Raw genomic sequence first — 22,972 nt, 5'->3', positions numbered from 1 at the left:
TATCCAAAATGGATTGATTAGAGATGTATTAAAAATACATCTAATTAATATTTTTTTCAATTATCATTTATAAATATTTATGTTAAAACTTAAAATCAACATCTATTTAGGATATCCTAAATACAATTAGGCATTTTCAGTCATAATAGGAACAACCTGTTTTTTACGTGAAACAACGCCTTCCAGTAATACGGTGTTGTTTTCCAGTATTACTCCGTATGCCTTTTCAACCAAATCTGCATCTTTTCCTAATGCGATGACCTGGGAATTGCTGTTTACAATATCTGTGATTAAAAGCATGAACAGGTCAAGATTTTCCTTTTCGATTATTTTATTCATACCCTCTTCCAAATCATCTTTCATTGCCATCACATCACTGATATCTGCAGTGTTGACCTGGTTTACAATTGATTTGACATCCTTAAAATCGATTTGCTTTGCATCTAAAGATAAAATCTCGTCAATAGTGAAACTGCTCAAATCAGTACCTGCCTTAAGCATTTCCAAACCATATTCCTCAGCATCGAGTTCAGCGATTTCAGCAAGTTTTTCAACCGCTAACTTATCATCTTCGGTTGTGGTTGGGGATTTTAAAAGTAAAGTGTCTGAAATGATTGCAGACAGCATTAATGTTGCGATTTCTTTTGTGATTTCAACATTGTTTTCCTCATATAGTTTACATAATATAGTTTCAGTGCATCCTACCGGTTCAAACCTTAAAAATAAAGGATAGGAAGTCTCCAATGCCAATTTATGATGGTCAACAACTTTTAATATATTGGCATTTTCAAGATTGTCAACGGATTCCGCTGGAGAGTTATGGTCAACCAATATTACATTAGCACCGTCTTCAATACTTTCCAAAAGTTCAGGTGCTTCCAAATTCAGATAATTCAAGATAAATTCTGTTTCCTTATTAACATTTCCTAATCTGTACGCCTTCGCATCAGCATTGCCCAACTCGTTTTCTAAATTAGCCATTACAATACTTGATGTTATTGTATCACTATCCGGACTTTTATGTCCAAAAACATAAGTTTCTACCATATTATCTAACCTATTACATTAATTTGATATACAATAATATCTTTACAACAGTTAATTTATAGGTTTGCATTTAAAAAAAAAGATTTAGTAATGACTTTGTGGAGTCATTCCTAAATGATGGTCTTCGCTTTTCTTACCCGGTATTCCGTAAGCGTCAGCCCTGCATTGGGTACATGCCCTGAATACTGGTATAATCTCTTCAACTTGTTCTCTGACGCTTTCCATCATAGAACAGTCGGGACGAGAGTAATGTTTCATTTTGGCCAAAGGTATCAAAGGCAATACGTTCATTAATGCTGCGCCTCGCTTTTTAACCTCTTTGGCTATTTCAACGATGTGTTCATCATTCAATCCAGGAATCAATACTGAATTGACCTTAACCACCAGACCATTGGCCGCAGCTTTTTCAACACCGTCCAGCTGGTTTTTGATTAGAATTTCAACAGCCTCATAACCTTTATATATCTTACCCTCATATTTGATGAAAGAATAGATATCAACCGCAATATCCGGATCGATTGCATTGATTGTTACTGTAACGGAGTTTACTCCTAGTTCAGCCAATCTGTCTGCATATTTTGGAAGTAAAAGTCCGTTTGTACTCATGCATTTAATTAAGTCAGGCTGTTCAGCAGCCAATTTTTCAAAGAATTCGAATGTCTCCTCATTTGCAAGTGAATCTCCAGGCCCCGCTACACCGACAACAGAAATAGGTCCTTCTGCAGTTACATCATTGACATGAGCAATTGCATCGTCAGGTTTCATAATGCAGCCTGCAACACCCGGTCTGTCCTCTTCATTATTAATATCTCTTGTACAGAAGTTGCAAAAGATATTGCATTTAGGTGCAACCGGCACATGTGCTCTTCCGACTTTATCATGCATTTTTTCATTAAAGCATGGATGTGCTTTTGTTATATGTGCGAATCTTGAACCGTTGTGTTCATTCATAATACCAATCTCCTCAAATATAACTCCTGTTAATTTGTATTGATACGAACAAATATATAAATCTTTCTACATGCCCCTGTTCAATTCATCTATAAATTCATGAGCCTTTTCAATCCATTCGTCCTTAATTAACTCATCAGTAGCCACAACAGTTATGATGTCTTTGGTGGACAAATCCTTAATGTTTTTAAACCCTTCAGGCAAAATCCTGAAGATTGCATCATAAATACGCCTTTGCAAATTAGAATGAGGATCATCCACAACGACAGATTCCAGTTTAGTGTGGTCACCCTTGATTTCAAGCTGATACCTGTTTGGCTGATAAATCTCATCCCTTGAAAACTGCATCCATAGGATTTTCAAAATATTCGGAAGGTAATTCTCATTATCGATCAATATTGTTGTAACATCACCAGCCTTATCATAAGTTAAATTCGCTACATCCTCAAATTTAATGACGTTTGAAGTCTTTCTCATTTTAATGGCCAAGACAAAAACAGGATCATCAGGATTAACATAGGCTTTCAAATCATCCACAGAAGCTCCTAAAACCAAATCCTGAAAGATTTGTTTTATGATGATTTCATAAACTTCCGCTCCTCTCTCATCATAGCATTCAACTAACATATAACCAACCCTTTAAAAACTATTTATCGTCATGCCTGTGTCCCATTCCGGATACCAAAAGAGCTGCTCCTACAGCACCGATATGCTGGGAATATTCCGGAACAATGACTTCAATTCCACCTAAAGTTTCGCTTACCGCTTCAACAAGACCTGAAATCAAACTTGTTCCACCCACTTGGATTAACGGTTCACGGATATCAATTTCCTGAAGCTGCTGTTCATAAACTTGCTCTGATACGGAGTGACATGCCGCCGCTGCAACATCAGCCTTTGAACCTCCGGCAGCAAGTGTGGTAACAAGGTCCTGAATACCGAATACTATACAGTAAGAGTTGAGCATTGCTTTTCTCCAGTCACCCTGAACGGCCAACGGACCAAGTTCGGTAATGTCGACGTCCAGCCTACGGGAAGTCATATCAAGGAATCTTCCGGACGCACCGGCACAGATACCTCCCATAGTAAAGTTATCCGGAATACCGTTGTTTACAGTAATTACCTTGTTGTCCATACCACCTATATCCAATACGGTTGCCTCACCTTTTTGGCAGTCCGCAAGATATACGGCGCCTTTTGCATTAACAGACAACTCCTCCTGGATAAGCTCCGCTCCGAATTCCTGACCCATTGTAAATCTGCCGTAACCTGTAGTTCCAATTCCGTCAACATCATCCCAATTATAACCGGTTCCCTCAAAAGCTTCTGCCGCTGCGGTTTTTGCTGATTCAATAATATCTTTAGTTGCAGTCCAACCGGTACCAATGACCTGGTTGTTTTCCATAAGAACCGCTTTTGTAGTGGTTGAACCTGAGTCAAGACCAAGAGTAAGGCCTTCCTGTTTTTCACGAGCGAGAATGCTTCTGCGAGTTACAGTAGTGGCTAACGCTTCCATACGAATGAATAATTCATCCGCTTTGGTTCTTTCAGTAAATGAATATGTAACTACTGGAATGCGTGTGTTATTTTGAATAAATCTTCTTACCTCATTTCTAACCAATGCTGCTTCAGCACATCTGAAACAGGTTGCGATAAACACCGCATCAGGTCTGGATCTTCCTTCAACAATGGCCATTGCCCTTGCAATCATGAGTTTTAAACTTGAACTCTGTGCTGAAAATCCGAATTTTTCATAAGATTCATCAATGTAATCCAAATCAATTTCAGGAAGAACAATTTCGGCACCAAACTTGTTTGCCGCCTTTTCAATCTCTTTTTGAATTCCACTGTATTCTGTTCCGCATGAAACTAATGCAATTTTAACCATATTATTCTTCCCCCTTATCAGTTTCTTCAAGTGAGTCTATAAAGTCATTGACGCTATTTACCATGAAATAGGTTTCGTCCTGATTTGTAGGATAAGTCAGTTCCAAAACAGGAATGTCCTTGTTTCTAAGTAAGAATATTGACAGCTCATTAGTTCTAGCACAACCTATGCAACCAAAACCGTATGGCGCATTGTCAACGACAATTGCGGCTTCCGCTTCATCTATAAGTGGCCCTATAATTGCCATTCTGCCCCGAACACCGGAAGGAACTTCGATTGCCGCATATTTTAGACCTTTGATTGGGTCGTCTTCCGTAATGTTCATCGGCGGAGAATCAATCTCCGGGTCTTTGATTTTTTGCCTAATTTGTTTTTGTAAAACTAAAGGAGTATGACCTTTTCTTTCAATTAAATCTGCTAAGATTAATGAGTTTGGAGGATAAACAGCTATTTTCACCATGTTTTTCACCTATTCTTTCTTATCTAAACATTCATTCATGATTTTTTTAAATTCATCAACGTCAACCGGTTTTTTCTCTTCAATTTCCACGTCTTTACGCTCTTCCAGCGCATTAGCGACAAAACCAAGTATTCTGTACTCTTTTTCCATCTGATGGAAACCTTCCCTAGGACCAAACCTATGGCCCCTGCAACGTCTAGGATCACCTGGAGCGAATCCTCTTTCCTTTGTGAAAATGTGGTTCGGGTCGAGTTTTCTGATTTCCTCTATCGCTTTATAGACATCTTCACTTTTTCCACTAATCATGGACCCGTAACATGTATTTTTGATTGTTAACGGCAAATCAAGCATGTGGAATGCGGTTACGATTTCCTGTTCGCTTACATGAGCTCCCGGTCCGATAAAAATCATACGAGTAATTACATCCGGATCCCAATCTTCTGTACCCAATTCGGGACTAATGGTCAGATTCTGTGACATAAACTTCAACTCCCTCTTTTAATTCTTCTAGATGATCATAATCAGATGTAATGTCTCCAATTATATTTGTAGCATCAAAGCTTTCTGCAGTCGGACCGAAATCATAATTATCCTCAAACCTGATGCCGATTAGACCTGCACTCTTTGAAGCCATGTTTGTTATTCCAATTTGACCTCTTATAACTTTTTCAACCGGGGTGTTTTCAGGTATCAAACCTTTGGCAATTTTCTTATCTCCCTCGAAGATAACAATGTGCATTCCCGGCACTGCAAAGTGAACTTTGATTTTTCCTATTGGATTTTCCAAAAGCCCAGAAATATATTTAAAGTATCTTACTGATCTTGGAGCGTTATCCACAAATTTGATTGTGCATAAATCCTCTTTTTTGATTGCTTTTGTAATTACCTGGCCTTCTTTTTGAATATCAATTGTATGCAACGGGGTTTGCTCGACGATAATCGCATCATCATCAACCAATCCGTCTATCATGTGTTCAACACCGGCCTGTGATAACAATTCAGTGGCCTCTTTTTGTGTTTTATTCAACAACATCAACCTTTGCTGTTCTGCCTTAACGGTGATGAATTCATTTTCCTTTGCAACATCAATGATTTCCATACCGTTTACGATCTTGCCGACAGTTGTGTGATTTGGAGTTAAAACCCTGTTTTCACGATAAATGTATACCTTTCCCACACCTACACCAGTATTCCTAACCGTGATTGTTCCACGGGTTCTTTGAGTGGTGTTCTCTTTAGGTTTATCGATGCCTGCAAGGTCATAAAAACCAATGAATGATTCGCTGTCATATGAGACTTTAATTCTACCGTCTTTGATAATTGAAAATAAATGCTCTACACATGTTGGGGAATCCTCATCGATATCAAAAGAGATATAAGTGTACAGTTCATTTCCCTCTTCTAAAACAGTGCTTAAATCTGAAACGGAAACGATGTCGGTTGATGTGCTTCTTTCGATGATAGGCTCTATGCCTGTAATCTTATCATCATCTGTCAAATTATCCAATGTTTTCTTACCCCCGATAATTCGGGCGAAAATACCTTTATTGAATGGAGGCACACTATAGATATTCGTAGTATTCTCTTTAAGCATTATTAAATGAGTAGACTCATTACTAAAACTAGATAAACTTAAAACAACATCTCCTTCAAAATATTTAAATTCATCGGAAGTAGGTTCCAAATCAGTTACAATAGGACCCACGGCAACCTCTGTTGAAGTCGACCATCTGACATCCAAATCAACAAAATCCTCATACTGATTTTTCCACACGTCTACTAGAGGCCTTGCCTCATCGGACTCGTCTAATTGAATAATTATTGAACCCTTGTTTGTTTTAATTTTATACTTGCTAATGTTCTTTTCCAATTCTTTTTTACCTTTTATTAAGCAAATAATACTTCCTGGAGTATAAGGGGCGTTAGTTTCACCAATCACATCCTGGATTGTTGAAGCATCTGCCACATCTACCTCTTCTCCATTAATTTTAATTAACATACAATCTCCAATAAGAATTTTTAATATTATATATATTTGATGTCATACTATAAAATAATTATTTATTTGATTTAGAAAATTATATTAACACAAAATTATAACAATATAATGTGGAGTGAAAACTATGGAACTATCAAAAAAGCATATCATTTTCCTACTGATCATTTTAATTATTGCTGTAGGAGCCCTCTCAATAGCAAGCGCATACACAGGTACCGGCTTTTCACACAATATACCAAGTTCAAAATACTATGACCTGTCCGCATCAGACATATTGAGCAAATACAACAGAACTGACTGTCATGTGGAAGAAAGCGGCATTTGTGTTCAGGTGGTTGACGGAGATACCGTTTACCTGGATAATGGTGACAAGATACGTTTGGTGGGAGTAAACACTCCCGAAAGAGGAGTTGAAGGATATATTGTTTCCAAAAATTTCGTTCAGAAGCTGTGTTTAAATAAAAAAGTGGGCATAGACATTGATGACCGAAAACATTCAGACAAGTACGGCAGAACCCTGGGCGTTCTTATCGTCAACGGCAGAAATGTCAACGAAATGCTTTTAAAGGAAGGCCTTGCTGAGATAATGTATATGCCTCCAAGCGAATTCTATCCTTTTGACTGGGCAAATGACAATACTCCAGTATCCCATTATCACAGCTCATCATCAACCGCCAAAACACCAACAAGTTCCCAATCCACAAGCTCATCAGATTCAGCAAACTATGTCGGAAATGCGAACAGCGGCAAGTTCCATGTGGCATCATGTCCAAGCGTCAGCGACATGTCTGAAGGAAATAAGGTTTTCTTTTCAAATAGGGATGATGCGATAAATCAGGGATACGTGCCCTGCAAGCGGTGCAATCCATAGTTTAAATAATCTAATCAAAGAGCGTATAGTAAAAGAGTTTTAATTGTTATGAAATCAAAATTTTGTTTAATTATAATTGTATTATTTTTCTGCATTAGTATATCCCATGTTTCAGCGGAAAACACGAATGATACTACTTGTTTGGAAATTAGTGATACCTGTGAAAACCTAACCCTCAGTGAGAAAGAACTGAGTACATCACAAGTTATACAAGAAGAATCTGAAGACAATATGCTTTTATCAAACAATTATTCCTCTATTATTTGTGGCAATCTTGATAAAGTATATGGGAATGATACCAATTTTACTTTTTATTTTTATGATAATTCCCGCAACGGGTGTGCAGTTGTTTTGAGTGGAATTGATTTTAATTACAATGCATACATACATACAACAAATCCGATCTTAGGATTAGAATTCAACGGCACCAAACCAATGATGCCTACATATGCAAAGCAATATCATCATTATTGTTAGGAGAAATAGAATCAAAATCCTTAGAATTAACCGGTAGAAAAAGCAATTCCTCATTAAATACAATTTTTACAGAAATATTAAATGGTAGAAACTACACAATAACAACTGATAATGAAACTCTAACAATACAATTAGAAGATAATGAAAATTGCAGTTGGTTATACAATATAAATTCAGGATTAATATATGATTTAATCAATTATGATAATTTTACATACAAGGGAGCAATATCACAAGCAGGCAATACGACCTGCCCATTCCTGTTCGTGGAGGTAATGGTGGGTTCAATAACCGAACAACTTAGATACAAAGGAAATATAAGTTCCAATTATAGTTTTATACTCAGTGAAAAAGATAAAAAAATTTTAGCTGAAGTGACCGCAAGTTTATCATTATCCAGTGCAGCAATTCTTTTAGAGTATTCAATACCTCTTTTAATTGTTGGTACGATATCAACACCTATTCTAATCCCTTTTTTGATTGGAATTAGTTTAATAGTGATTGGTTATGAATTAAATAAGTATGCTGTCGGGGATAAAGAAGCTTTAGGTAGTACTGCTTACAGTTTTGTTCAAGGATTATATTTATGAAAAATTTTATGAAAGGGGAATTAAATTGGATAGATATGGTATACAAGTATTAATTGTTATTCAATGCATATTATTAGTTCCAACAATCAGTGAAATTAATGATTATTTGATTACTCATGATATTTTTTGTTTTTTAATATTGTCTTTGTTTTATGTTATGGCTTATAGCCTTACATTTCCATTTATTTTTAAAGAACCAATTGAACAACATTATGAGGTACTATCTGAAGTCCATATGTTTTCAACTTATCAGTATCAAACTTTACTTTTTTCTGTATGGTTGCCTGCATTACTATACCTGATTTTAGGTTGTTCTTATTTTATGGGATTTTTCTCAAAAAGTTTGCAATGCTCAGTATTTTTCATTATACCGATCATTAGTTTGATATTTGGAAGAAAACCATTTAATGATTCAAGTTGTATTGTTAATAATGAAATTCTCTTAGGTTATCCTCCAATTTATCCGATAATTAGCTTAATAGCAGGTATTTTTGGATTTAGTTTCATTTTAAATTCAGATATCAATCAGAATATTGTTCTGATTATAACATTGATTTTCCAAGCCATACTGGTCCTACCTCATGTTATAAACAGGATTGCTCCGTTTGAAATTAGAACTAAAAAAGGATGTTTATATTTCCTAGCAATAACAATAGCGTTATATGCTCTACTTATATTCCTAACTATTGGGAAAACAATATTTTACCCAACAAATAGCATTATCAATGCAAAAACAATACTTGATAAAATAATCACATACGGCATATCAATGATAATTGTCTACCTATTCTATAAACAAGCCCAAAAAATGAATAAAAAGAAAAAGTAATAAGAATAATTTCTCCAATGAAAATTTCATAGATGTGAAAAATTCCGATTCAAGATATTATTCCCAATTAAATTATATATGGACATCCTTCAAATGAAATCAAAATTCAATCGAGAACAGTCCCTATTTCCTCAAAACACGATCTGAAATAAAAACAGGATTCTTTTCCTGATTAAAAACTTCCATCTGCTCGTCTTTATAGTTTAAATAAAGTGAATTAGAGTCAGTTACTTCACCGACGACATTTGCTTCAATAGAGTATTTTGCCAGATATTCCTTGATAAAATCGCATTTTTCCTCGCTTGCTGTAAAAACAAAACCTGAACCTGGATACGATCTGAGCCAGTCTACCCATTCAATTCTTTCATTTCTTGGAATATCCTCCAGATTGACAATAGCTCCTTTTCCGGAAGTCTCGAGAAGCATTTCAAGAGTTCCCAATATTCCCGGATTTGAAATGTCTTTTCCTGATTTTATATAATCATGTTCCGCCAAGTATTGGACTGCAGTAATCTGGTCCTGAACCAGCTTTGCATCTTTGTCATAAGTGGTGTCCCAGTTTAAGCTAAACATTTCATGGGGCTTGCCGTCAAGGTCTATTGCGACAATAACCCTGTCTCCAACTTCCGCCCCGAAACTGGTGATCATCTTATCTTTTTGAGCTATTCCTACAATGGCTACGCCCAATGAGTCGACTTCGCCGTCGGGGTGAAGGTGTCCTCCCACCATGGGGACATTGAATTTCAAACATCCGTCCTTGATTCCATTCAATAAATCCTCGTAAATGTCATCATTGCTTATTGACATTATATTGACCATTGCCAATGGTTTTCCTCCCATTGCAGCAATGTCATTTACATTGACAAGTACTGAGCAATATCCTGCCCAATAGGGGTTTACATTCATGATGTCCCCCCATATTCCGTCGGCAGCAAGCAGTATGACCTGATTATTTCCAATGTCAATGGCTGAAGCATCATCGCCTATGTCTATTACAACATCTCCTGAAACATTATATGATTCCTTTAGAAGAGATATTACATTATCGATTGAGCTTTTACGTGACACTCCCTTAAATTCTTGAATTTCCTTAACAAGATTTTTAAAATCCAATTTTACACTTCCAGTTTAATTAATATAATTAATTTTATATTTGCAGTTAATATTTTTTATTATTTCTTCAATCTTGACTTTAACTTCATCGATGTTTGCAAAATCATATGAATCCTCTTTGTCCCTGAAGATTTCCCTTTTAATATTTTGACCGCAGATGTCATCAAAACCGCTTTCAACCTCAAAGATGATGGAATTCTTAACCTTGAATCCATCCTCCACAACCTTGTCCAAATCTCCATCAGTTATTCCAATTACAGGTATATCGAATCTGTAAAGAATATCGGAAGATATCAATGTCGTGTCGTCCCCGACAGTTATGACAAGATTCGAGTCCCTAAATCGATAAACATCCTCCCCCGCATGATCAAGGAATGTTACCTTAAAATTTTCTGATTTATCTGTTGAAATAACCCTTGGAGTGACTTTGGCATTCCTTAAAAGGCCGGTTTTTATGATTGCACTGTCAAGGTCGACTTCCCCTAATTTCTCAAGGCCATGGCCCTTCAGTTCGCCTCCGATGATATTGACAATATGATTATCCCTTGCAATCAGTGTCAATTTATCGGAGCTGGTCTTTCCTATGACAACACTGTTGACCATGATATTTTCACCTGGGCTTACCCCATGGACTATTCTTTGATTTAAAGCGGCATTGTCCTGCTTAATGTGTCTTTCATAGACCTCTTCAGGCTTTACAATATCCAAACCCAACTTAAATGACAGCTCCCTAACAATCTCCAGATCATTATTCCATGGGATTATGCTGCCGTCAGATTCTCCCGGGCGTTCTATTTGAATCACCGGAATGTCATTATCTGCAATTTTATCGGCATAATGGGTGTAAACCTTGTATCCGAAAACCTGGCCTGTGACATCGGATTTTCCATAATTAAGCAGGAATATCGCATCCACATCATCATCATGAAATATCTTTAAAGAATCGCTTGGAACCAATTTGCGTGAAATGTCTATGACATCTTCCAAACTTGCATCGATTACTGCAGTTCTTCCCATAGTCCCTCCAAGCCTTGCCTTAATATCCCCATAGTCCTTAAGCAAATCTATTAATTTCAAAGCATAACCTGAATCAATGATATTCGGGCCATGGACAACTATTCCGATTTTCATCTAATCCACCTTAATACGTTTTTTAAATATTCGAGATCCACATATCTCGCAGTCATCAAAAGGATAATCATCACCATATTCCTTTTTACAGCCTTCACATACCTTTTTCCAGTTATAAACGCCTTTAATGCCCTCGGTTATTATGCTGGAATATGGAATTTCCATGATTTTTAAGGAATTCTGAATTGTATAGTCATCACTGATAACCTTAACGTTTTTCCCCTTGTCAGACAACATTAATGCCAGAGCTATCAGCTTCTTGTCGGCGCCGGACAATCTCAAAACGTCACCCGATTCGGATATGACTTTTTCAACTTCGCCAATGTATTCCGTTTCGACATCCTGAATAATTATCTTGCCCTCGTCAATCGCCATGTCAAGGACCAGTCTAGATTCAAAATCCTTGATTTCGGCAGTGATTTCGGGAATGGTGAAGTTATTATTTGAAATCAGTTTAAATCCATTAATGAACGCTGATGCATCCAGCACATAACAAATTTCCATATTACTATATTTAAAGTTACAAATTAATAAATCTTAGTTCGCCCGTTTTCAATGCATTTGTGAGACCTTTATGAGAGTTATATGAGAGTTATATGAAAAGCTTGTAATACCTTTATAATTGATTTTTGAGAGATTTATGAGACCTTTTGAAAAAATTATTTAAATTTAAAAGCTTAAACTAAAAATACATGAAGATACATCGAAATTTTAGTAAAATTTCAATGATGATACATGGAGGATATGAATATGGATAATAACCAGAACATTGAAAATGACATTAAATTCCTTGCAAAGTCCGAAATTCGATTGAAAATTTTAAGCGAACTGAATAAGCAGCCCCATAACATCAGAGAAATCGTTAAAAAGACCAATATAACTTACAGCTCAGTTTCAAGCAACATCGGGAAATTAGAGAAAAGGAACTACATTACAAAATCAAACAAGAAGTATCATGTCAATCCCATGACTGAAGTGTATTTCAACTCTCTGATGGAATTCAAGCAGAGCGTTGATTTGATAAATGACTTTGACGCATTCTGGGGAAAGCATGACATAAATCAGCTCAGCATAGATTCTGTGAAGAACATTTCCTATCTGAAAGACTCACATATAATTGAAACAACACCGACTGACATTTTCAAAACCCACAATATCATAAAAAAGCAGCTGATGGAATCCGGAAATGTTAAGGCAATCTTTCCCTATCTTCATCCGGAATATCCGAAATTGATTGAAAACGTTTTGAATGACCATGGGGAAGTTGAGCTAATAATTCCTCAAAGCATTTTCAAAGAATTGATTAACAGAATCGACAGGAAAACAAGGCTTGCGGCCAAAAAGAATAATCAGCTGAATGTCTACAACTTTAAAGATGATTTGAACCTGTATCTGACAATCTGCAACAACAACATCAGCTTAGGCCTGTTTAAAAATGACGGCAGCTTTGACCAGAACAGAATTCTGATTTCAGACAATCAGAAATCAAATCTATGGGCAAGAGAATTATTTGAACACATCAAAAAGCAGGTGACACAATGACCAATATCGAAACAAAAAAGGAACTGACAGACGAATTCAGCGGCATAAAATATATCCTATCATCAGGAATGAGGTCCAGATTACTTTTATGCATTTATGACAATCCGAAAAATCTTGATGATTTAAGGAAAGACTTGAAAAAACCGTCCGCTACAATATTGCACGGACTGAAAGAGCTTGAAACAATAAATCTTGTTAAAAAAGCTAAAAAATCATATGAACTGACATCCAACGGCTATCTGTTGACAACAAATATGATCAAACTCATCGAAAACTGGCATTCGGTCAACAAAAGCAAGGATTTTTGGAACAATCATGACTTAGCGTCAATACCCGAAGACCTGCTGAAGAACATCTATCTCCTGAAGGATGCAGAGTGCGTCAGCTCAACCACAAGCAACCTATCAAACGCCTTTAATGCATACCTTCAACTGATATCCAATGCAACCCGCATGAAAATAATATTGCCGATTTACTCCGAGAACCACTTTAAGTATTTAATGGATTTATTAGAAAAGAATAAATTAGAGAGTTTGGACTTAGTGATTAATCGGGAAATTTTAAACTCACTGCAAAATCATGAATTATTTAATGAAAGAATATTGAATAATGAAAAGGTTATTGTGAACTGTTTAAATGATAATTTAAAGTTATTTTTAACTTATTCTGAAGAGTTCATGTCCCTGTCGTTATTCTTTGATGACGGGCACTATGATGATTCCCAAATATTAATCGCTAAAGATGAAAATGCTCTTAAATGGGCTAGAACTCTCATAAATCATTATCGATGGAGGAAACTATGGAAGAAAATCTAGTAATATGGTCATTAAAAAATCAAGAACTAGTGGATCTGTTAATAAGTCGCGAAGGTGGAAAAACAACAGTGAGAATTCTGGATGAAATATTAAAAAATCCAACAAACGCAAATCAGTTATCAAAAATGTTAGAACTAAACTATAAAACAATTATTCATCATACGAACATAATGCAGGAACATAAATTCATTACAAGAAACAAATTCAATAAAACTTATTACTTCCATCCTACAGAGAAATTAATTAAGAATCTTGATGAATACTATTTAATCAAAAAAGAATTGGATAAAAGGGAGTAAAACAATGAAAAGTGATACTGCTGAAATGCATAAAAAAGAATCATCCAACGACATATCATGTGGAATAATCACACTTAGTGACAGTAGAAAATCAGAGAAACTGGATTTGTCCGGAAAATATATGGCTCAAGAGATTGAAGCCAGATATGCACTGAAATCAAAAATTCTGATTCCGGATGAACCTTCAGATTTGATCAATGCAATCGAAGATATGGTTTCTCTAGAAATTGATGTTATCTTAACAAATGGTGGAACAGGTTTGGATACCCGTGACATCACTGTCGAAACAGTTGAATCACTTTTTGAAAAAAGAATTGAGGGATTTGGAGAACTTTTCAGAGCGAAATCTTATGAAGAAATTGGCTCTGCCGCTCTTCTTTCAAGAGCAACAGCGGGAATATATAAAAAAACGATTATATTTTCAATGCCTGGTTCTCCGAATGCTGTTAAAACAGCATTATCTTTAATCATTGATGAATTGCCTCATTTTGTCCATCATGTTAAAAAATGATGAAATTAATTTTTCATCATAATTTTATTTTTTTAGTCGAAAAATTCATTAACACTTATTAAAGGCTCAAGAGCGATGCCCTCTTTTTCAAACTCTTCAACAGCCCCTTCCTGTCTGTCGACAACAACAAAAGCCCTGATGACATTGCCGCCATTGTCCTGAATAGCTTTAATTGCTTTTAGAAGTGAACCGCCTGTAGTTGAAACGTCTTCGACAACAATGACATTATCATCCCGGTTCAATTCACCTTCAATGAGTTTTGAAGTACCGTAACCCTTTTTTTCTTTACGAATCATTAATAATGGCAATCCTGACTCTAAAGAAACGGCAGTGGCTATGGGAACAGCTCCCAATGCTGGACCTGCAACTTTATCAATGTTATCCCCAGCAATTCTTTCAGTTATTAATTTTGAAATTGTGGAGAGAATTTCAGGCTCGGTAATGGCCTTTTTCATGTTAATGTAATAATTGCTTTTCTTTCCGGAGGATAAAGTGAAATCCCCTTCAAGAAAAACCTCATTTTCTTTCAGCAGTTCAATAAGATATTCTTTTGAAGGCATTATAAATCATCTTCACCTTTAAGTAGGATTTTATCTCCAATGACTTTCACGAGTTCCATTGGAACCATATTCTCACTGGATTTTATTTGTTCGGATATTCCGGTTTTTTTAAGTACTAAATCTGTAATTTCAAATGTGTCCTTATCTAGAACAACATCGGAAACCTTTCCAACAATTTGAACGTCCGCATCAAGGACCTCTTTTCCAAATAATTCATCTTTAATTCTCATAAAAAAACACCTTTTAATATAAAATTGTTCTTAATATTAATTAATTGTTTCTAAAAATCATATCCAAAAGCAAAATTGTATTAAATACTAACAATATAATAACAATATTGATTTCAAGGTGAATTTATGGAAAATGAGATATTCACAGTATCTGCGATTAATGCCCATATCAACAAAATGTTGAAAAGAGATCCGAATCTGAAAAATATTCGGATAAAAGGTGAAATTTCCAATTATAGAAATTACCCCAGCGGGCACAGTTATTTTACTTTAAAAGATGAAAAATCTCAGATTCCCGCAGTATTTTTCAAATTCAATAAGCAGAGATTCCTTGAATTTGAACCTGAAAATGGCATGAAGGTAATTGTCAAGGGGAAAATTGAGGTTTATGAAACTGACGGAAAATACCAGTTATATGTAACAAAGATTGAAAAGGACGGAATTGGAGATTTATTTGCCCGATTTGAACAATTGAAAAAAGACCTTGATAAAGAGGGATTATTCGAAGAGACTCATAAAAAAGAAATACCCAAATATCCCAAAAGGATTGGTGTTGTTACCGCCAAAACCGGAGCTGCCATAAGAGACATCATAACCACAATAAAGCGAAGGTATCCAATATCTGAAATATTAATATTTTCAACACTGGTTCAGGGCAACCAGGCCGCGCCTCAAATTGTCAGACAAATTAGGCATGCACAGGAATTTGACATCGACACACTGATTGTCGGACGCGGTGGAGGCAGCATTGAAGATTTATGGCCGTTCAATGAGGAGATAGTTGCACGAGAAATTTATGCATGTGAAATCCCCATCATAAGTGCGGTAGGCCATGAAATTGATTTTACGATAGCTGACCTTGTAGCCGATAAGAGGGCTGCCACTCCAACGGCCGCTGCAGAGCTGGCGGTTCCCAATATACGGGAAGTGAAAAATAACATCGGTCAACTTTCAAACAGGATAAACAAAAGTATTGAAAATAAGATAGTGGAAAACAGGACAAGACTGAGCCATATATCTCAAAAAAACGTTTTGAAAAATCCCGAATCGATTTATGAGATAAAAGGAATGCAATTGGATAACTTAATTAATAAACTGGACTACTCATCCAAGACCATTATTTCGCAAAATAGAAATAAGTTATTCAGGATAGAAAACTCAATTGTCTTGAAAAAACCTGAAGAGATTATTAAAGCAAAAAAAGATAGATATATGAAAAATTTCAACAAATTAGAAATCCTCAATCCGCTTTTAACATTGAAAAGAGGTTATGCTATGGCAAAATCCGGAGATAAAGTTATATCCTCAGCGAAAGATGTGGAAGTTGGAGATGAAATTGACATTGAATTTGATGACGGAACTGTAAATACAAAGGTGATATGATGGAAAATTTAAGTTTTGAAGAAAGTATAGAAAAACTAGAAGAAATCGTTAACAGACTGGAAAATGGAGATGTGCCTTTAGATGATGCAATTGACGAATTCAAAAAGGCAATGGATTTGGTTAAAATCTGTAATGATAAGCTAAATGACGCTGAAGAATCAATTGCTAAAATCGTTGAGAACAATGGCGAACTCATTGATTTTAATCCCGAATAGGCATATTGGAATTAGAGATAAATACCACAGAAGTATTAAAAATAGTTAATCCAGAATTCCAATAAGGTCTTTAACGGATAACTATCACATTTTTCTATTATTTCCAATGCCAAACTATAGGCATCCTCTTTTTTTATTAAGTTAGCTTCAACTTCATCTATCAAATTCAGAACAGAGGTTGTTATTGCTACATTCTTTTGGTCTCTGGCATCAGTGCGCAGCTGCTTTATGAATTCGAATTTATCCTGATTCAGATTATCATAGAATTCGTTGATGTCTAAAGAATACCTATTCAGACGGACCAATGCATTTGACTGTGATTTGCTTGTAATCCAAACCTGTTTTCCGATTGATCTGGTTACGGATTCGATAACTGCTTTTGCAATCAATTCGCCAAGCTTGGAATGTTTTCCCGCATTTGTTAAAATATCACTAGAATCCGCATTGGAAAAAATCGCCACCCCATCGGTTCCGGTTCCTGTTGCAAATCCGTTGGAGTACTGTGATGGGATTCTCAAATTGTTCAAAGCAACTGTTTTTGCTTCGGTTATGGTCATGAATGCCTCAGTTAAAGTGGACTTTTCAAGACAGACATTTGTCAATAGGATAATATTTATTGTGCCGAAATGAAATTCCCCGTTTTCCTGCCAGTATGATGACTCATCCCCTGCTCGGGATGCGTTTGTCCTAACGCCTGCAGTCGTTATGGCAGTGACTTCAAGATTTTTGAACTCCTTAGTTACAATGCTGACATTTTTCATTTCAGCCAGCGTTATCAGTCCTGTTGAAAAATTGGAATCAATATTTAATGACTTGCATTCATTCATCAGATACTCGCATACATCATGATTTACCAGATAATCTATTTTTTCCTGTGATAAATGCTGGTTGAAAGCATGCTTGTAGATGTCGTTTGTTCCGGAGTTTAGCTCAGAGGTTGACATTCCATTTCGCTGAACTCCAAAATTAATTAAAATGGTGTCTTTTAGGTAAAATATCTCATCATCAGTGGATGTCTTAAAAATAACTCTGTTTGAGTACATAAAAAAAGAAAAAAGAGTGATGTAAAAGAATTTACATCATTGGAGGCATTCCGCCAGCCATGGATGGGTCCATACCCATGTCTTCTGGGCCTCTGGTTGATGCGATTACATCATCGATTCTTAAAATCATTTCAGCTGCTTCGGATGCAGATTGGATAGCTTGTTTTTTAACACGTTTAGGTTCGATTACGCCAGCTTCTTTCATATCTGCTACTTCACCAGTGAATACGTCTAATCCCATGTAGAATGAGTCTTCTTGTGCAGCTCTTAAGTCTACTAAAGAGTCAATGCTGTCTAAACCTGCGTTTTCAGCTAAGGTTTTTGGCACTATTTCTAAAGCTTCTGCAAATGCGTTTACTGCTAATTGTTCTCTACCGGAAATTGATTCTGCGTAGTCTTTGAGTTTTTTAGCCATTGCGATTTCAGGAGCTCCTCCACCAGCAACAACTTTGTCGTCTTCTACAGTAGCTGCAACTACACCGATTGCATCTTCAATTGCTCTTACAATTTCATCTACAATGTGTTTGGTACTTCCTCTTACGAATAATGTTACGGATTTAGCTCCGCTGCATTCTTCTACAAAGATCATTTCTTCTCCAGAGATTTTTCTTTCTTCAACAGTGCCTGCAATACCTAAATCTTCTTCGGTTAAGTCATCTAAGTTAGTAATTACGCTAGCGCCAGTTGCTCTGGATAATTTTTCGATATCGGATTTTTTGACTCTTCTTACTGCTAAAACACCAGCTTTGGATAGGTAGTGTTGTGCTAAGTCATCAATACCTTTTTGTGCGAATAATACATTTGCACCTGCATCAACGATTTTGTTGACCATGTCTTTGACCATTTTTTCTTCTTGTTCAATGAAAGCTTGCATTTGAGCAGGGTCAGTAATTGTAATTTCAGCGTCCATTTCGGTTTCTTTAACTTCTAATGGAGTGTTGATTAATGCGATTTTTGCATCTTTGATTTCGGATGGCATGCCTGGATGTACTCTTTCTTTATCGATGATTACACCTTCAACTAAGCTGGATTCTTCAACAACAGCACCGTCTTTTTTCTCGATTTTGATGTTGTCAGTGTCGACTGTGCCATCTTCTTCAGCAATAGCTTCCACAGCATCTACGATTAATTTTGCTAATGGTTCACGTGCTGCTTCAGTTCCTTTACCAGTCATAGCGGTCATAGCAACTTTGAGTAAGATTTCGGAGTCCACATCGTCGATTGCGATTTCGTCTAAGATTTCCTGTGCTTTTTCAGCTGCTTTTCTGTATCCCATTGCTATGATAGTTGGGTGAATGTCTGAATCAAGTAATCCTTCTGATTTTTTCAATAGTTCTCCAGCAATGATAACTGCGGTTGTGGTTCCGTCTCCAACTTCGTCTTCTTGGGTTTTTGCCACTTCCACAAGCATTTTTGCTGCTGGGTGTTCAATATCCATTTCTTTTAAGATAGTAACTCCGTCGTTGGTTACTACAATGTCTCCGAGTCCGTCGACTAACATTTTGTCCATTCCTTTAGGACCTAATGTTGTTCTTACAGTTTCAGCAAGTACTTTACCTGCTAAAATGTTATTTCTTTGTGCATCTCTGCCGACAGACCTGTTAGTACCTTCTGGTAAAATAAAAATTGGTTGTCCTTGTGCCATTAATAATCACCTTTTTTTTAATTTTATAAATAATTAGATCAGTTTAATTATCAACATGAGAAAATAAGTTATAGTGTTGACTAAACCTTTCTACTTAATAGATGAGTTTAAGGTTATATAAATACTTTACGGTATAAAGTAAATTTAAGTAAGAAAAAGATTTGAGAGATAATCTGCAAAAAAATTACCTGCAAAATTATTGACAAACCAATTGATAATTGTAGGAGTTACCCCAATCGCTGACAAAATTATTATACAAAAAATAAATTAAAATATATGTGGCTGTGAAATTACGAAAAAATATCCTGGGAAATATAGATGCACGCCAAATTTTTAAATTATTATTGTAAAATTAAAAAAATAGATTCGATTTAAAAGCTTAAACTGAAAAAAATAAGGGAAAATAGAAGAAAATCTTCTAAAATTAAATAGTAACTGTAAATGGACCAAAATCATAATCATGATGGAAACCAAGAGAACTTCCAGGACCAATCTTATTATTGACACTGGCAGAACTGTGATGAACACTGCCGTCTGCATCAGAAGAACTGTTATGAGCAGGTTCTGTAGACTCGGCCGCATATATTACACTGCATGTCAAAGCGATTATCGAAACAACAATTAATACTCTTATGATTCTTTTACTAAACATGATACTCTCCTCTCAAATAACATTAATTTATTTTCGTCAATTTATCTCTGAAAAACACTGAGATTCTTATCTAATCTGCAATTCTTGAATGAAAATTTTAGAGATAAGCAAATATATAAAATAAGTTACATTTAATGTTTTTCGCGTGTAAGTGCACACTTACATTATAAAATAGGAAAACAAGCATTAAAAATAAACAAATATCATTTTTAGACAAATAAAAATAGAATACTGGATAAAACTGGATTTTAATTCATCGTCAACTAAAAAAAGATAATATAGGTAGAGTTATCTACCTTGTTTTTTCTCTAATCTGAAAGGAGGAGTAGTTTCCTGGGTTTCATATGCTTCCTGTTCTTCCTGCAATTCATTGAAGAAAGCATTGATTTCCTCTAACCTTTTAATCTTATCCTCTTTTCTTTGCAATTCATTTTGAAGTCTTAAATAATCTTCACGTGAAACAGATTGCTCTTTTAGATAACGAATTTCATTTTCGCGGGCAGAAATCTCGTTCTGCAATTGAACATACTCATCTTTAGAAACTGATCTGTCCTTTAAATATTGGATTTCACTGTTTCTTGCATCGATTTCGTTGTCGAATCTGGCTTGAAGATTGTCATAATCCTGTTTAGGAACAGAATTTTCCTGCAACTCAATAAGTTGGGTGTCCAATGACTTAATTTCGGAATTGAATTTTAACTGCAAGTCATTATAATCTTGTTTAGGGATAGTTTCTTGTCTTAAGTTGGAAATTTCATTATTCATCGCATTAATTTCGGATTCAAATTGAGTCTGAAGGGAAATATAATCCTCTTTAGGAATAGTTTGCTGTTTGAGAATGTCCAATTCATTGTTAACCTGATCAATTTGACTTTCTTTAATGCGGATTTCATTATTTTTCAGCTCAATCTGCTTTTCAAGCTCCAGTATTTGGCTTTGTGATTCGAAATCGTTTTCCAATTTGAGAACTTTGATTTTATATTCATCGATATTTCTAGAAAGAGAATTAATTTGGGCGTCTTTTTCTGCAATGCTTCTGTAAGATTCATTTAACCTTTCGTTAACATCGGACAATTCTTTTTTCTTATATTCGCGTAATTGTTCAGCGAAATACTCCTTGATTTCATCAAGAGAATTGTTGACATAATCCAATTCATAGATCCTATCTTCCTGATTTTTAATAAGGATATCCTTCTCATCCATTTGTTTTTTCAAAAGATTGATTTCATCTTCAGCTTTAAACTTGATTACAGAAACCTCTTTTTCCTTATCTACAATGTCTTGTTCGAGCTCCTTAAGCCGTTGCGGAGTGTTATCATTAGCTCGTTCCACTTCAAGCTTAGTTAATTCCAGTTTTAATGAATTAAGTTCCAATAGGCAAGATCGAATTAAAGATTGCAGAGTATCTTTTTCAGCATCAATTCCTATTTGCATTCTATCCCTTAGTTAAAATTTTTTCTTAATATCGGTTAGTAATTATTAATTTGTAATAATTTCCGAAACTCCGATATATTGAACAATATATTTCCTTGATATAAAATATTAATTTCATACTATTTAAATTAAACCCTTATAGTAACTAAAAAATAAAATGAAAAAGAAATAGAAAACAGAAGTCAAAAATAAAAAATTTTAAAAAAAATAGAAAAAATAAATTGATAAAATTAGAGTATTTTATCATTAATCAATTCAGCATTGAGAATAGATGCTCCTGCTGCACCACGAATAGTGTTGTGGCCAACTAAAACATATTTAAAACTATTGTCAAATACTGCATCTTTTCTGAGTCTACCAACAGTTACTGCCATACCATTACCTGCATTTCTGTCCATTCTTGGCTGTGGCCTGTCGGATTCTTCTTTAACAATGACCGGATTTTCAGGAGCAGAGAACAGATTTAGTTCTTGCGGCAAACCTTTGAAGTTTGACATTTTGTCACTTACATCAGCAATGTCAAAGTCATCAGCCAACTCGATAAACACCGCTTCGGTATGACCATCGATTACAGGTACCCTGTGACATGACGCACTTAATTTGAAATCGGCATTGACTACATCAGTACCGTCAAATGAACCGAGCAGATAGAGTGATTCGCTTTCCATTTTTTCCTCTTCCCCACCAATGTAAGGAACAAGATTATCGATAATGGCCATTGATGGAACCCCATTATAACCTGCACCGGATACAGCTTGCATGGTTGACACTCTAACTGATTTAACATCAAAATTATCAACAATAGGTTTTAATGTTAATGCCAAAGCGATTGTTGAACAGTTTGGATTGGTTACAATGAATCCATCCCAGTTATTCTCCTTTTGTTGAGCATCAATCATGTCTAAACACTCAGGATTGACTTCAGGGATTACCAAGGGTATATTTTTTTTCATCCTATGTGCACTGGCGTTACTTGCAACAACATAATCCTTTGCAAACTCTTTTTCGACAGTGAGTGCGAAATCGGCAGGAAGGGATGAAAATACAATATCCACATCATCATCCATTGCCTTAGGATCAGTTTCAATGACTTCAATGTCTTTTACAGACTCCGGCATTTCATTATTCATATACCAGGTTGTAGCATCTTCATATCTTTTACCGGCGGATCTGGAAGAAGCAGCTAAAGCTGTAACCTCAAAATCCGGGTGATTTTCAAGCAACTGAATAAATCTTTGACCAACCATTCCGGTTGCGCCTAGAACACCTACATTTACCATATTTAAC

The 22,972-nt window shown here is 35.6% G+C and carries 27 protein-coding genes; 10 read left to right on the top strand and 17 right to left on the bottom strand.

Features of this window, described 5'->3' with window-relative positions; genetic code table 11:
• Positions 1 to 126 precede the first annotated feature (126 nt).
• From IJF99_RS08945 to IJF99_RS08915, 7 genes are all read right to left on the bottom strand, one after another.
• On the bottom strand, positions 127 to 1,047 hold the full coding sequence (locus tag IJF99_RS08945) for a manganese-dependent inorganic pyrophosphatase (RefSeq protein ID WP_292794457.1): 921 nt from the start codon (positions 1,045 to 1,047) through the stop codon (positions 127 to 129).
• Positions 1,048 to 1,131: 84 nt separating this feature from the next.
• Positions 1,132 to 1,998 carry a radical SAM protein gene (locus IJF99_RS08940; protein ID WP_292794455.1) on the bottom strand — a complete coding sequence of 289 codons (867 nt, stop codon included), beginning with the start codon at positions 1,996 to 1,998 and terminating at the stop codon, positions 1,132 to 1,134.
• A 66-nt stretch (positions 1,999 to 2,064) separates the two neighbouring features.
• Positions 2,065 to 2,625 carry a methanogenesis marker 17 protein gene (locus tag IJF99_RS08935; protein WP_292794452.1) on the bottom strand — a complete coding sequence of 187 codons (561 nt, stop codon included), beginning with the start codon at positions 2,623 to 2,625 and terminating at the stop codon, positions 2,065 to 2,067.
• A gap of 19 nt (positions 2,626 to 2,644) precedes the next feature.
• Positions 2,645 to 3,886 (bottom strand): methanogenesis marker 15 protein, encoded by a 1,242-nt coding sequence (locus IJF99_RS08930; RefSeq protein WP_292794450.1) that lies wholly within the window; start codon positions 3,884 to 3,886, stop codon positions 2,645 to 2,647.
• A gap of 1 nt (position 3,887) precedes the next feature.
• Entirely contained in the window at positions 3,888 to 4,346 is a 459-nt protein-coding gene (locus tag IJF99_RS08925; RefSeq protein ID WP_292794448.1) for a methanogenesis marker 5 protein, read from the bottom strand.
• Between the two features lie 9 nt (positions 4,347 to 4,355).
• Complete coding sequence (locus tag IJF99_RS08920) at positions 4,356 to 4,826, bottom strand: methanogenesis marker 6 protein (protein WP_292794446.1); 471 nt, start codon at positions 4,824 to 4,826, stop codon at positions 4,356 to 4,358.
• Complete coding sequence (locus tag IJF99_RS08915) at positions 4,804 to 6,345, bottom strand: methanogenesis marker 3 protein (protein WP_292794444.1); 1,542 nt, start codon at positions 6,343 to 6,345, stop codon at positions 4,804 to 4,806. Before IJF99_RS08915 ends, IJF99_RS08920 begins: the two co-directional genes overlap by 23 nt.
• Positions 6,346 to 6,469: 124 nt before the next feature.
• Between IJF99_RS08915 and IJF99_RS08910 the strand changes: the two genes are divergently transcribed.
• The 4 genes from IJF99_RS08910 (at position 6,470) to IJF99_RS08895 (ending at position 9,112) form a co-directional block, all read left to right on the top strand.
• A complete protein-coding gene (locus IJF99_RS08910) occupies positions 6,470 to 7,216 on the top strand; it encodes a thermonuclease family protein (RefSeq protein ID WP_292794441.1) in 747 nt (248 codons plus the stop codon).
• A gap of 141 nt (positions 7,217 to 7,357) precedes the next feature.
• Entirely contained in the window at positions 7,358 to 7,693 is a 336-nt protein-coding gene (locus tag IJF99_RS08905) for a hypothetical protein (RefSeq protein WP_292794439.1), read from the top strand.
• Positions 7,687 to 8,283, top strand: coding sequence for a hypothetical protein (locus IJF99_RS08900; protein WP_292794437.1), 597 nt, complete (start codon positions 7,687 to 7,689; stop codon positions 8,281 to 8,283). The genes IJF99_RS08905 and IJF99_RS08900 overlap by 7 nt, the downstream gene beginning before the upstream one ends.
• A gap of 25 nt (positions 8,284 to 8,308) precedes the next feature.
• Positions 8,309 to 9,112, top strand: a complete 804-nt coding sequence (locus IJF99_RS08895; RefSeq protein WP_292794435.1) for a hypothetical protein — start codon at positions 8,309 to 8,311, stop codon at positions 9,110 to 9,112.
• Positions 9,113 to 9,235: 123 nt separating this feature from the next.
• On the opposite strand, the gene IJF99_RS08890 is transcribed toward IJF99_RS08895, so the two are convergent.
• The 3 genes from IJF99_RS08890 to IJF99_RS08880 are packed head-to-tail and all read right to left on the bottom strand — an operon-like array spanning position 9,236 to position 11,860.
• Complete coding sequence (locus tag IJF99_RS08890; protein ID WP_292794432.1) at positions 9,236 to 10,225, bottom strand: methanogenesis marker 2 protein; 990 nt, start codon at positions 10,223 to 10,225, stop codon at positions 9,236 to 9,238.
• A gap of 15 nt (positions 10,226 to 10,240) precedes the next feature.
• Positions 10,241 to 11,356 (bottom strand): DUF2117 domain-containing protein, encoded by a 1,116-nt coding sequence (locus IJF99_RS08885; RefSeq protein WP_292794430.1) that lies wholly within the window; start codon positions 11,354 to 11,356, stop codon positions 10,241 to 10,243.
• Positions 11,357 to 11,860, bottom strand: a complete 504-nt coding sequence (locus IJF99_RS08880) for a type II toxin-antitoxin system VapC family toxin (RefSeq protein WP_292794428.1) — start codon at positions 11,858 to 11,860, stop codon at positions 11,357 to 11,359. It abuts the gene before it with no gap.
• 246 nt (positions 11,861 to 12,106) lie between these two features.
• Here IJF99_RS08880 and IJF99_RS08875 point away from each other — a divergent pair, with 246 nt between their 5' ends.
• From IJF99_RS08875 to IJF99_RS08860, 4 genes are read left to right on the top strand one after another with little or no spacing between them, the layout of a single operon-like run.
• The gene (locus tag IJF99_RS08875) at positions 12,107 to 12,898 is read left to right on the top strand and encodes a transcriptional regulator FilR1 domain-containing protein (RefSeq protein WP_292794426.1); all 792 of its coding nucleotides are present in this window, start codon (positions 12,107 to 12,109) and stop codon (positions 12,896 to 12,898) included.
• Positions 12,895 to 13,713, top strand: a complete 819-nt coding sequence (locus tag IJF99_RS08870) for a transcriptional regulator FilR1 domain-containing protein (protein WP_292794424.1) — start codon at positions 12,895 to 12,897, stop codon at positions 13,711 to 13,713. The genes IJF99_RS08875 and IJF99_RS08870 overlap by 4 nt, the downstream gene beginning before the upstream one ends.
• Positions 13,698 to 14,012 carry a winged helix-turn-helix domain-containing protein gene (locus tag IJF99_RS08865; RefSeq protein WP_292794422.1) on the top strand — a complete coding sequence of 105 codons (315 nt, stop codon included), beginning with the start codon at positions 13,698 to 13,700 and terminating at the stop codon, positions 14,010 to 14,012. Before IJF99_RS08870 ends, IJF99_RS08865 begins: the two co-directional genes overlap by 16 nt.
• A 4-nt stretch (positions 14,013 to 14,016) precedes the next feature.
• The gene (locus IJF99_RS08860; protein ID WP_292794420.1) at positions 14,017 to 14,523 is read left to right on the top strand and encodes a MogA/MoaB family molybdenum cofactor biosynthesis protein; all 507 of its coding nucleotides are present in this window, start codon (positions 14,017 to 14,019) and stop codon (positions 14,521 to 14,523) included.
• 32 nt (positions 14,524 to 14,555) lie between these two features.
• On the opposite strand, the gene pyrE is transcribed toward IJF99_RS08860, so the two are convergent.
• Together pyrE and IJF99_RS08850 are read right to left on the bottom strand one after the other, a co-directional pair.
• Positions 14,556 to 15,083, bottom strand: coding sequence for an orotate phosphoribosyltransferase (pyrE, locus tag IJF99_RS08855; protein WP_292794417.1), 528 nt, complete (start codon positions 15,081 to 15,083; stop codon positions 14,556 to 14,558).
• Positions 15,083 to 15,313, bottom strand: a complete 231-nt coding sequence (locus tag IJF99_RS08850; RefSeq protein WP_292794414.1) for a PRC-barrel domain-containing protein — start codon at positions 15,311 to 15,313, stop codon at positions 15,083 to 15,085. Before IJF99_RS08850 ends, pyrE begins: the two co-directional genes overlap by 1 nt.
• Before the next feature lie 126 nt (positions 15,314 to 15,439).
• On the opposite strand from IJF99_RS08850, the gene xseA reads away from it, so the two are divergent.
• Positions 15,440 to 16,696: an exodeoxyribonuclease VII large subunit gene (gene xseA, locus IJF99_RS08845; protein ID WP_292794412.1), complete on the top strand. Its 1,257-nt coding sequence runs from the start codon at positions 15,440 to 15,442 to the stop codon at positions 16,694 to 16,696.
• Positions 16,696 to 16,911 carry an exodeoxyribonuclease VII small subunit gene (xseB, locus tag IJF99_RS08840; protein ID WP_292794409.1) on the top strand — a complete coding sequence of 72 codons (216 nt, stop codon included), beginning with the start codon at positions 16,696 to 16,698 and terminating at the stop codon, positions 16,909 to 16,911. Before xseA ends, xseB begins: the two co-directional genes overlap by 1 nt.
• A gap of 35 nt (positions 16,912 to 16,946) precedes the next feature.
• On the opposite strand, the gene IJF99_RS08835 is transcribed toward xseB, so the two are convergent.
• The 5 genes from IJF99_RS08835 to asd all read right to left on the bottom strand — a co-directional run bounded on the left by IJF99_RS08835 (position 16,947) and on the right by asd (position 22,965).
• Positions 16,947 to 17,954 carry an adenosylcobinamide amidohydrolase gene (locus IJF99_RS08835; RefSeq protein ID WP_292794407.1) on the bottom strand — a complete coding sequence of 336 codons (1,008 nt, stop codon included), beginning with the start codon at positions 17,952 to 17,954 and terminating at the stop codon, positions 16,947 to 16,949.
• A gap of 31 nt (positions 17,955 to 17,985) precedes the next feature.
• Complete coding sequence (gene thsA, locus IJF99_RS08830) at positions 17,986 to 19,599, bottom strand: thermosome subunit alpha (RefSeq protein ID WP_292794404.1); 1,614 nt, start codon at positions 19,597 to 19,599, stop codon at positions 17,986 to 17,988.
• Between the two features lie 424 nt (positions 19,600 to 20,023).
• Complete coding sequence (locus tag IJF99_RS08825) at positions 20,024 to 20,251, bottom strand: hypothetical protein (RefSeq protein WP_292794402.1); 228 nt, start codon at positions 20,249 to 20,251, stop codon at positions 20,024 to 20,026.
• 288 nt (positions 20,252 to 20,539) lie between these two features.
• Entirely contained in the window at positions 20,540 to 21,685 is a 1,146-nt protein-coding gene (locus IJF99_RS08820; protein WP_292794399.1) for a glycosyl transferase, read from the bottom strand.
• A 230-nt stretch (positions 21,686 to 21,915) separates the two neighbouring features.
• Positions 21,916 to 22,965 carry an aspartate-semialdehyde dehydrogenase gene (gene asd / locus IJF99_RS08815; protein WP_292794397.1) on the bottom strand — a complete coding sequence of 350 codons (1,050 nt, stop codon included), beginning with the start codon at positions 22,963 to 22,965 and terminating at the stop codon, positions 21,916 to 21,918.
• Positions 22,966 to 22,972 lie beyond the last annotated feature (7 nt).

The sequence above is a fragment of the Methanobrevibacter sp. genome, from assembly GCF_017406825.1.
Taxonomy (GTDB): Archaea; Methanobacteriota; Methanobacteria; order Methanobacteriales; family Methanobacteriaceae; genus Methanocatella.
The sequence above is the reverse complement of the archived record's forward strand: the minus strand, read 5'-3'. Positions and strand labels throughout refer to the sequence as shown.

What these genes read in the sequence shown, in the direction of transcription:
- IJF99_RS08945 (WP_292794457.1), bottom strand. Translation starts at nt 1,047, where the DNA reads ATGGTAGAAACTTATGTTTTTGGACATAAAAGTCCGGATAGTGATACA.
- IJF99_RS08940 (WP_292794455.1), bottom strand. Translation starts at nt 1,998, where the DNA reads ATGAATGAACACAACGGTTCAAGATTCGCACATATAACAAAAGCACAT.
- IJF99_RS08935 (WP_292794452.1), bottom strand. Translation starts at nt 2,625, where the DNA reads ATGTTAGTTGAATGCTATGATGAGAGAGGAGCGGAAGTTTATGAAATC.
- IJF99_RS08930 (WP_292794450.1), bottom strand. Translation starts at nt 3,886, where the DNA reads ATGGTTAAAATTGCATTAGTTTCATGCGGAACAGAATACAGTGGAATT.
- IJF99_RS08925 (WP_292794448.1), bottom strand. Translation starts at nt 4,346, where the DNA reads ATGGTGAAAATAGCTGTTTATCCTCCAAACTCATTAATCTTAGCAGAT.
- IJF99_RS08920 (WP_292794446.1), bottom strand. Translation starts at nt 4,826, where the DNA reads ATGTCACAGAATCTGACCATTAGTCCCGAATTGGGTACAGAAGATTGG.
- IJF99_RS08915 (WP_292794444.1), bottom strand. Translation starts at nt 6,345, where the DNA reads ATGTTAATTAAAATTAATGGAGAAGAGGTAGATGTGGCAGATGCTTCA.
- IJF99_RS08910 (WP_292794441.1), top strand. Translation starts at nt 6,470, where the DNA reads ATGGAACTATCAAAAAAGCATATCATTTTCCTACTGATCATTTTAATT.
- IJF99_RS08885 (WP_292794430.1), bottom strand. Translation starts at nt 11,356, where the DNA reads ATGAAAATCGGAATAGTTGTCCATGGCCCGAATATCATTGATTCAGGT.
- IJF99_RS08880 (WP_292794428.1), bottom strand. Translation starts at nt 11,860, where the DNA reads ATGGAAATTTGTTATGTGCTGGATGCATCAGCGTTCATTAATGGATTT.
- IJF99_RS08875 (WP_292794426.1), top strand. Translation starts at nt 12,107, where the DNA reads ATGGATAATAACCAGAACATTGAAAATGACATTAAATTCCTTGCAAAG.
- IJF99_RS08870 (WP_292794424.1), top strand. Translation starts at nt 12,895, where the DNA reads ATGACCAATATCGAAACAAAAAAGGAACTGACAGACGAATTCAGCGGC.
- IJF99_RS08865 (WP_292794422.1), top strand. Translation starts at nt 13,698, where the DNA reads ATGGAAGAAAATCTAGTAATATGGTCATTAAAAAATCAAGAACTAGTG.
- IJF99_RS08860 (WP_292794420.1), top strand. Translation starts at nt 14,017, where the DNA reads ATGAAAAGTGATACTGCTGAAATGCATAAAAAAGAATCATCCAACGAC.
- pyrE (WP_292794417.1), bottom strand. Translation starts at nt 15,083, where the DNA reads ATGCCTTCAAAAGAATATCTTATTGAACTGCTGAAAGAAAATGAGGTT.
- IJF99_RS08850 (WP_292794414.1), bottom strand. Translation starts at nt 15,313, where the DNA reads ATGAGAATTAAAGATGAATTATTTGGAAAAGAGGTCCTTGATGCGGAC.
- xseA (WP_292794412.1), top strand. Translation starts at nt 15,440, where the DNA reads ATGGAAAATGAGATATTCACAGTATCTGCGATTAATGCCCATATCAAC.
- xseB (WP_292794409.1), top strand. Translation starts at nt 16,696, where the DNA reads ATGGAAAATTTAAGTTTTGAAGAAAGTATAGAAAAACTAGAAGAAATC.
- IJF99_RS08835 (WP_292794407.1), bottom strand. Translation starts at nt 17,954, where the DNA reads ATGTACTCAAACAGAGTTATTTTTAAGACATCCACTGATGATGAGATA.
- thsA (WP_292794404.1), bottom strand. Translation starts at nt 19,599, where the DNA reads ATGGCACAAGGACAACCAATTTTTATTTTACCAGAAGGTACTAACAGG.
- IJF99_RS08825 (WP_292794402.1), bottom strand. Translation starts at nt 20,251, where the DNA reads ATGTTTAGTAAAAGAATCATAAGAGTATTAATTGTTGTTTCGATAATC.
- IJF99_RS08820 (WP_292794399.1), bottom strand. Translation starts at nt 21,685, where the DNA reads ATGCAAATAGGAATTGATGCTGAAAAAGATACTCTGCAATCTTTAATT.
- asd (WP_292794397.1), bottom strand. Translation starts at nt 22,965, where the DNA reads ATGGTAAATGTAGGTGTTCTAGGCGCAACCGGAATGGTTGGTCAAAGA.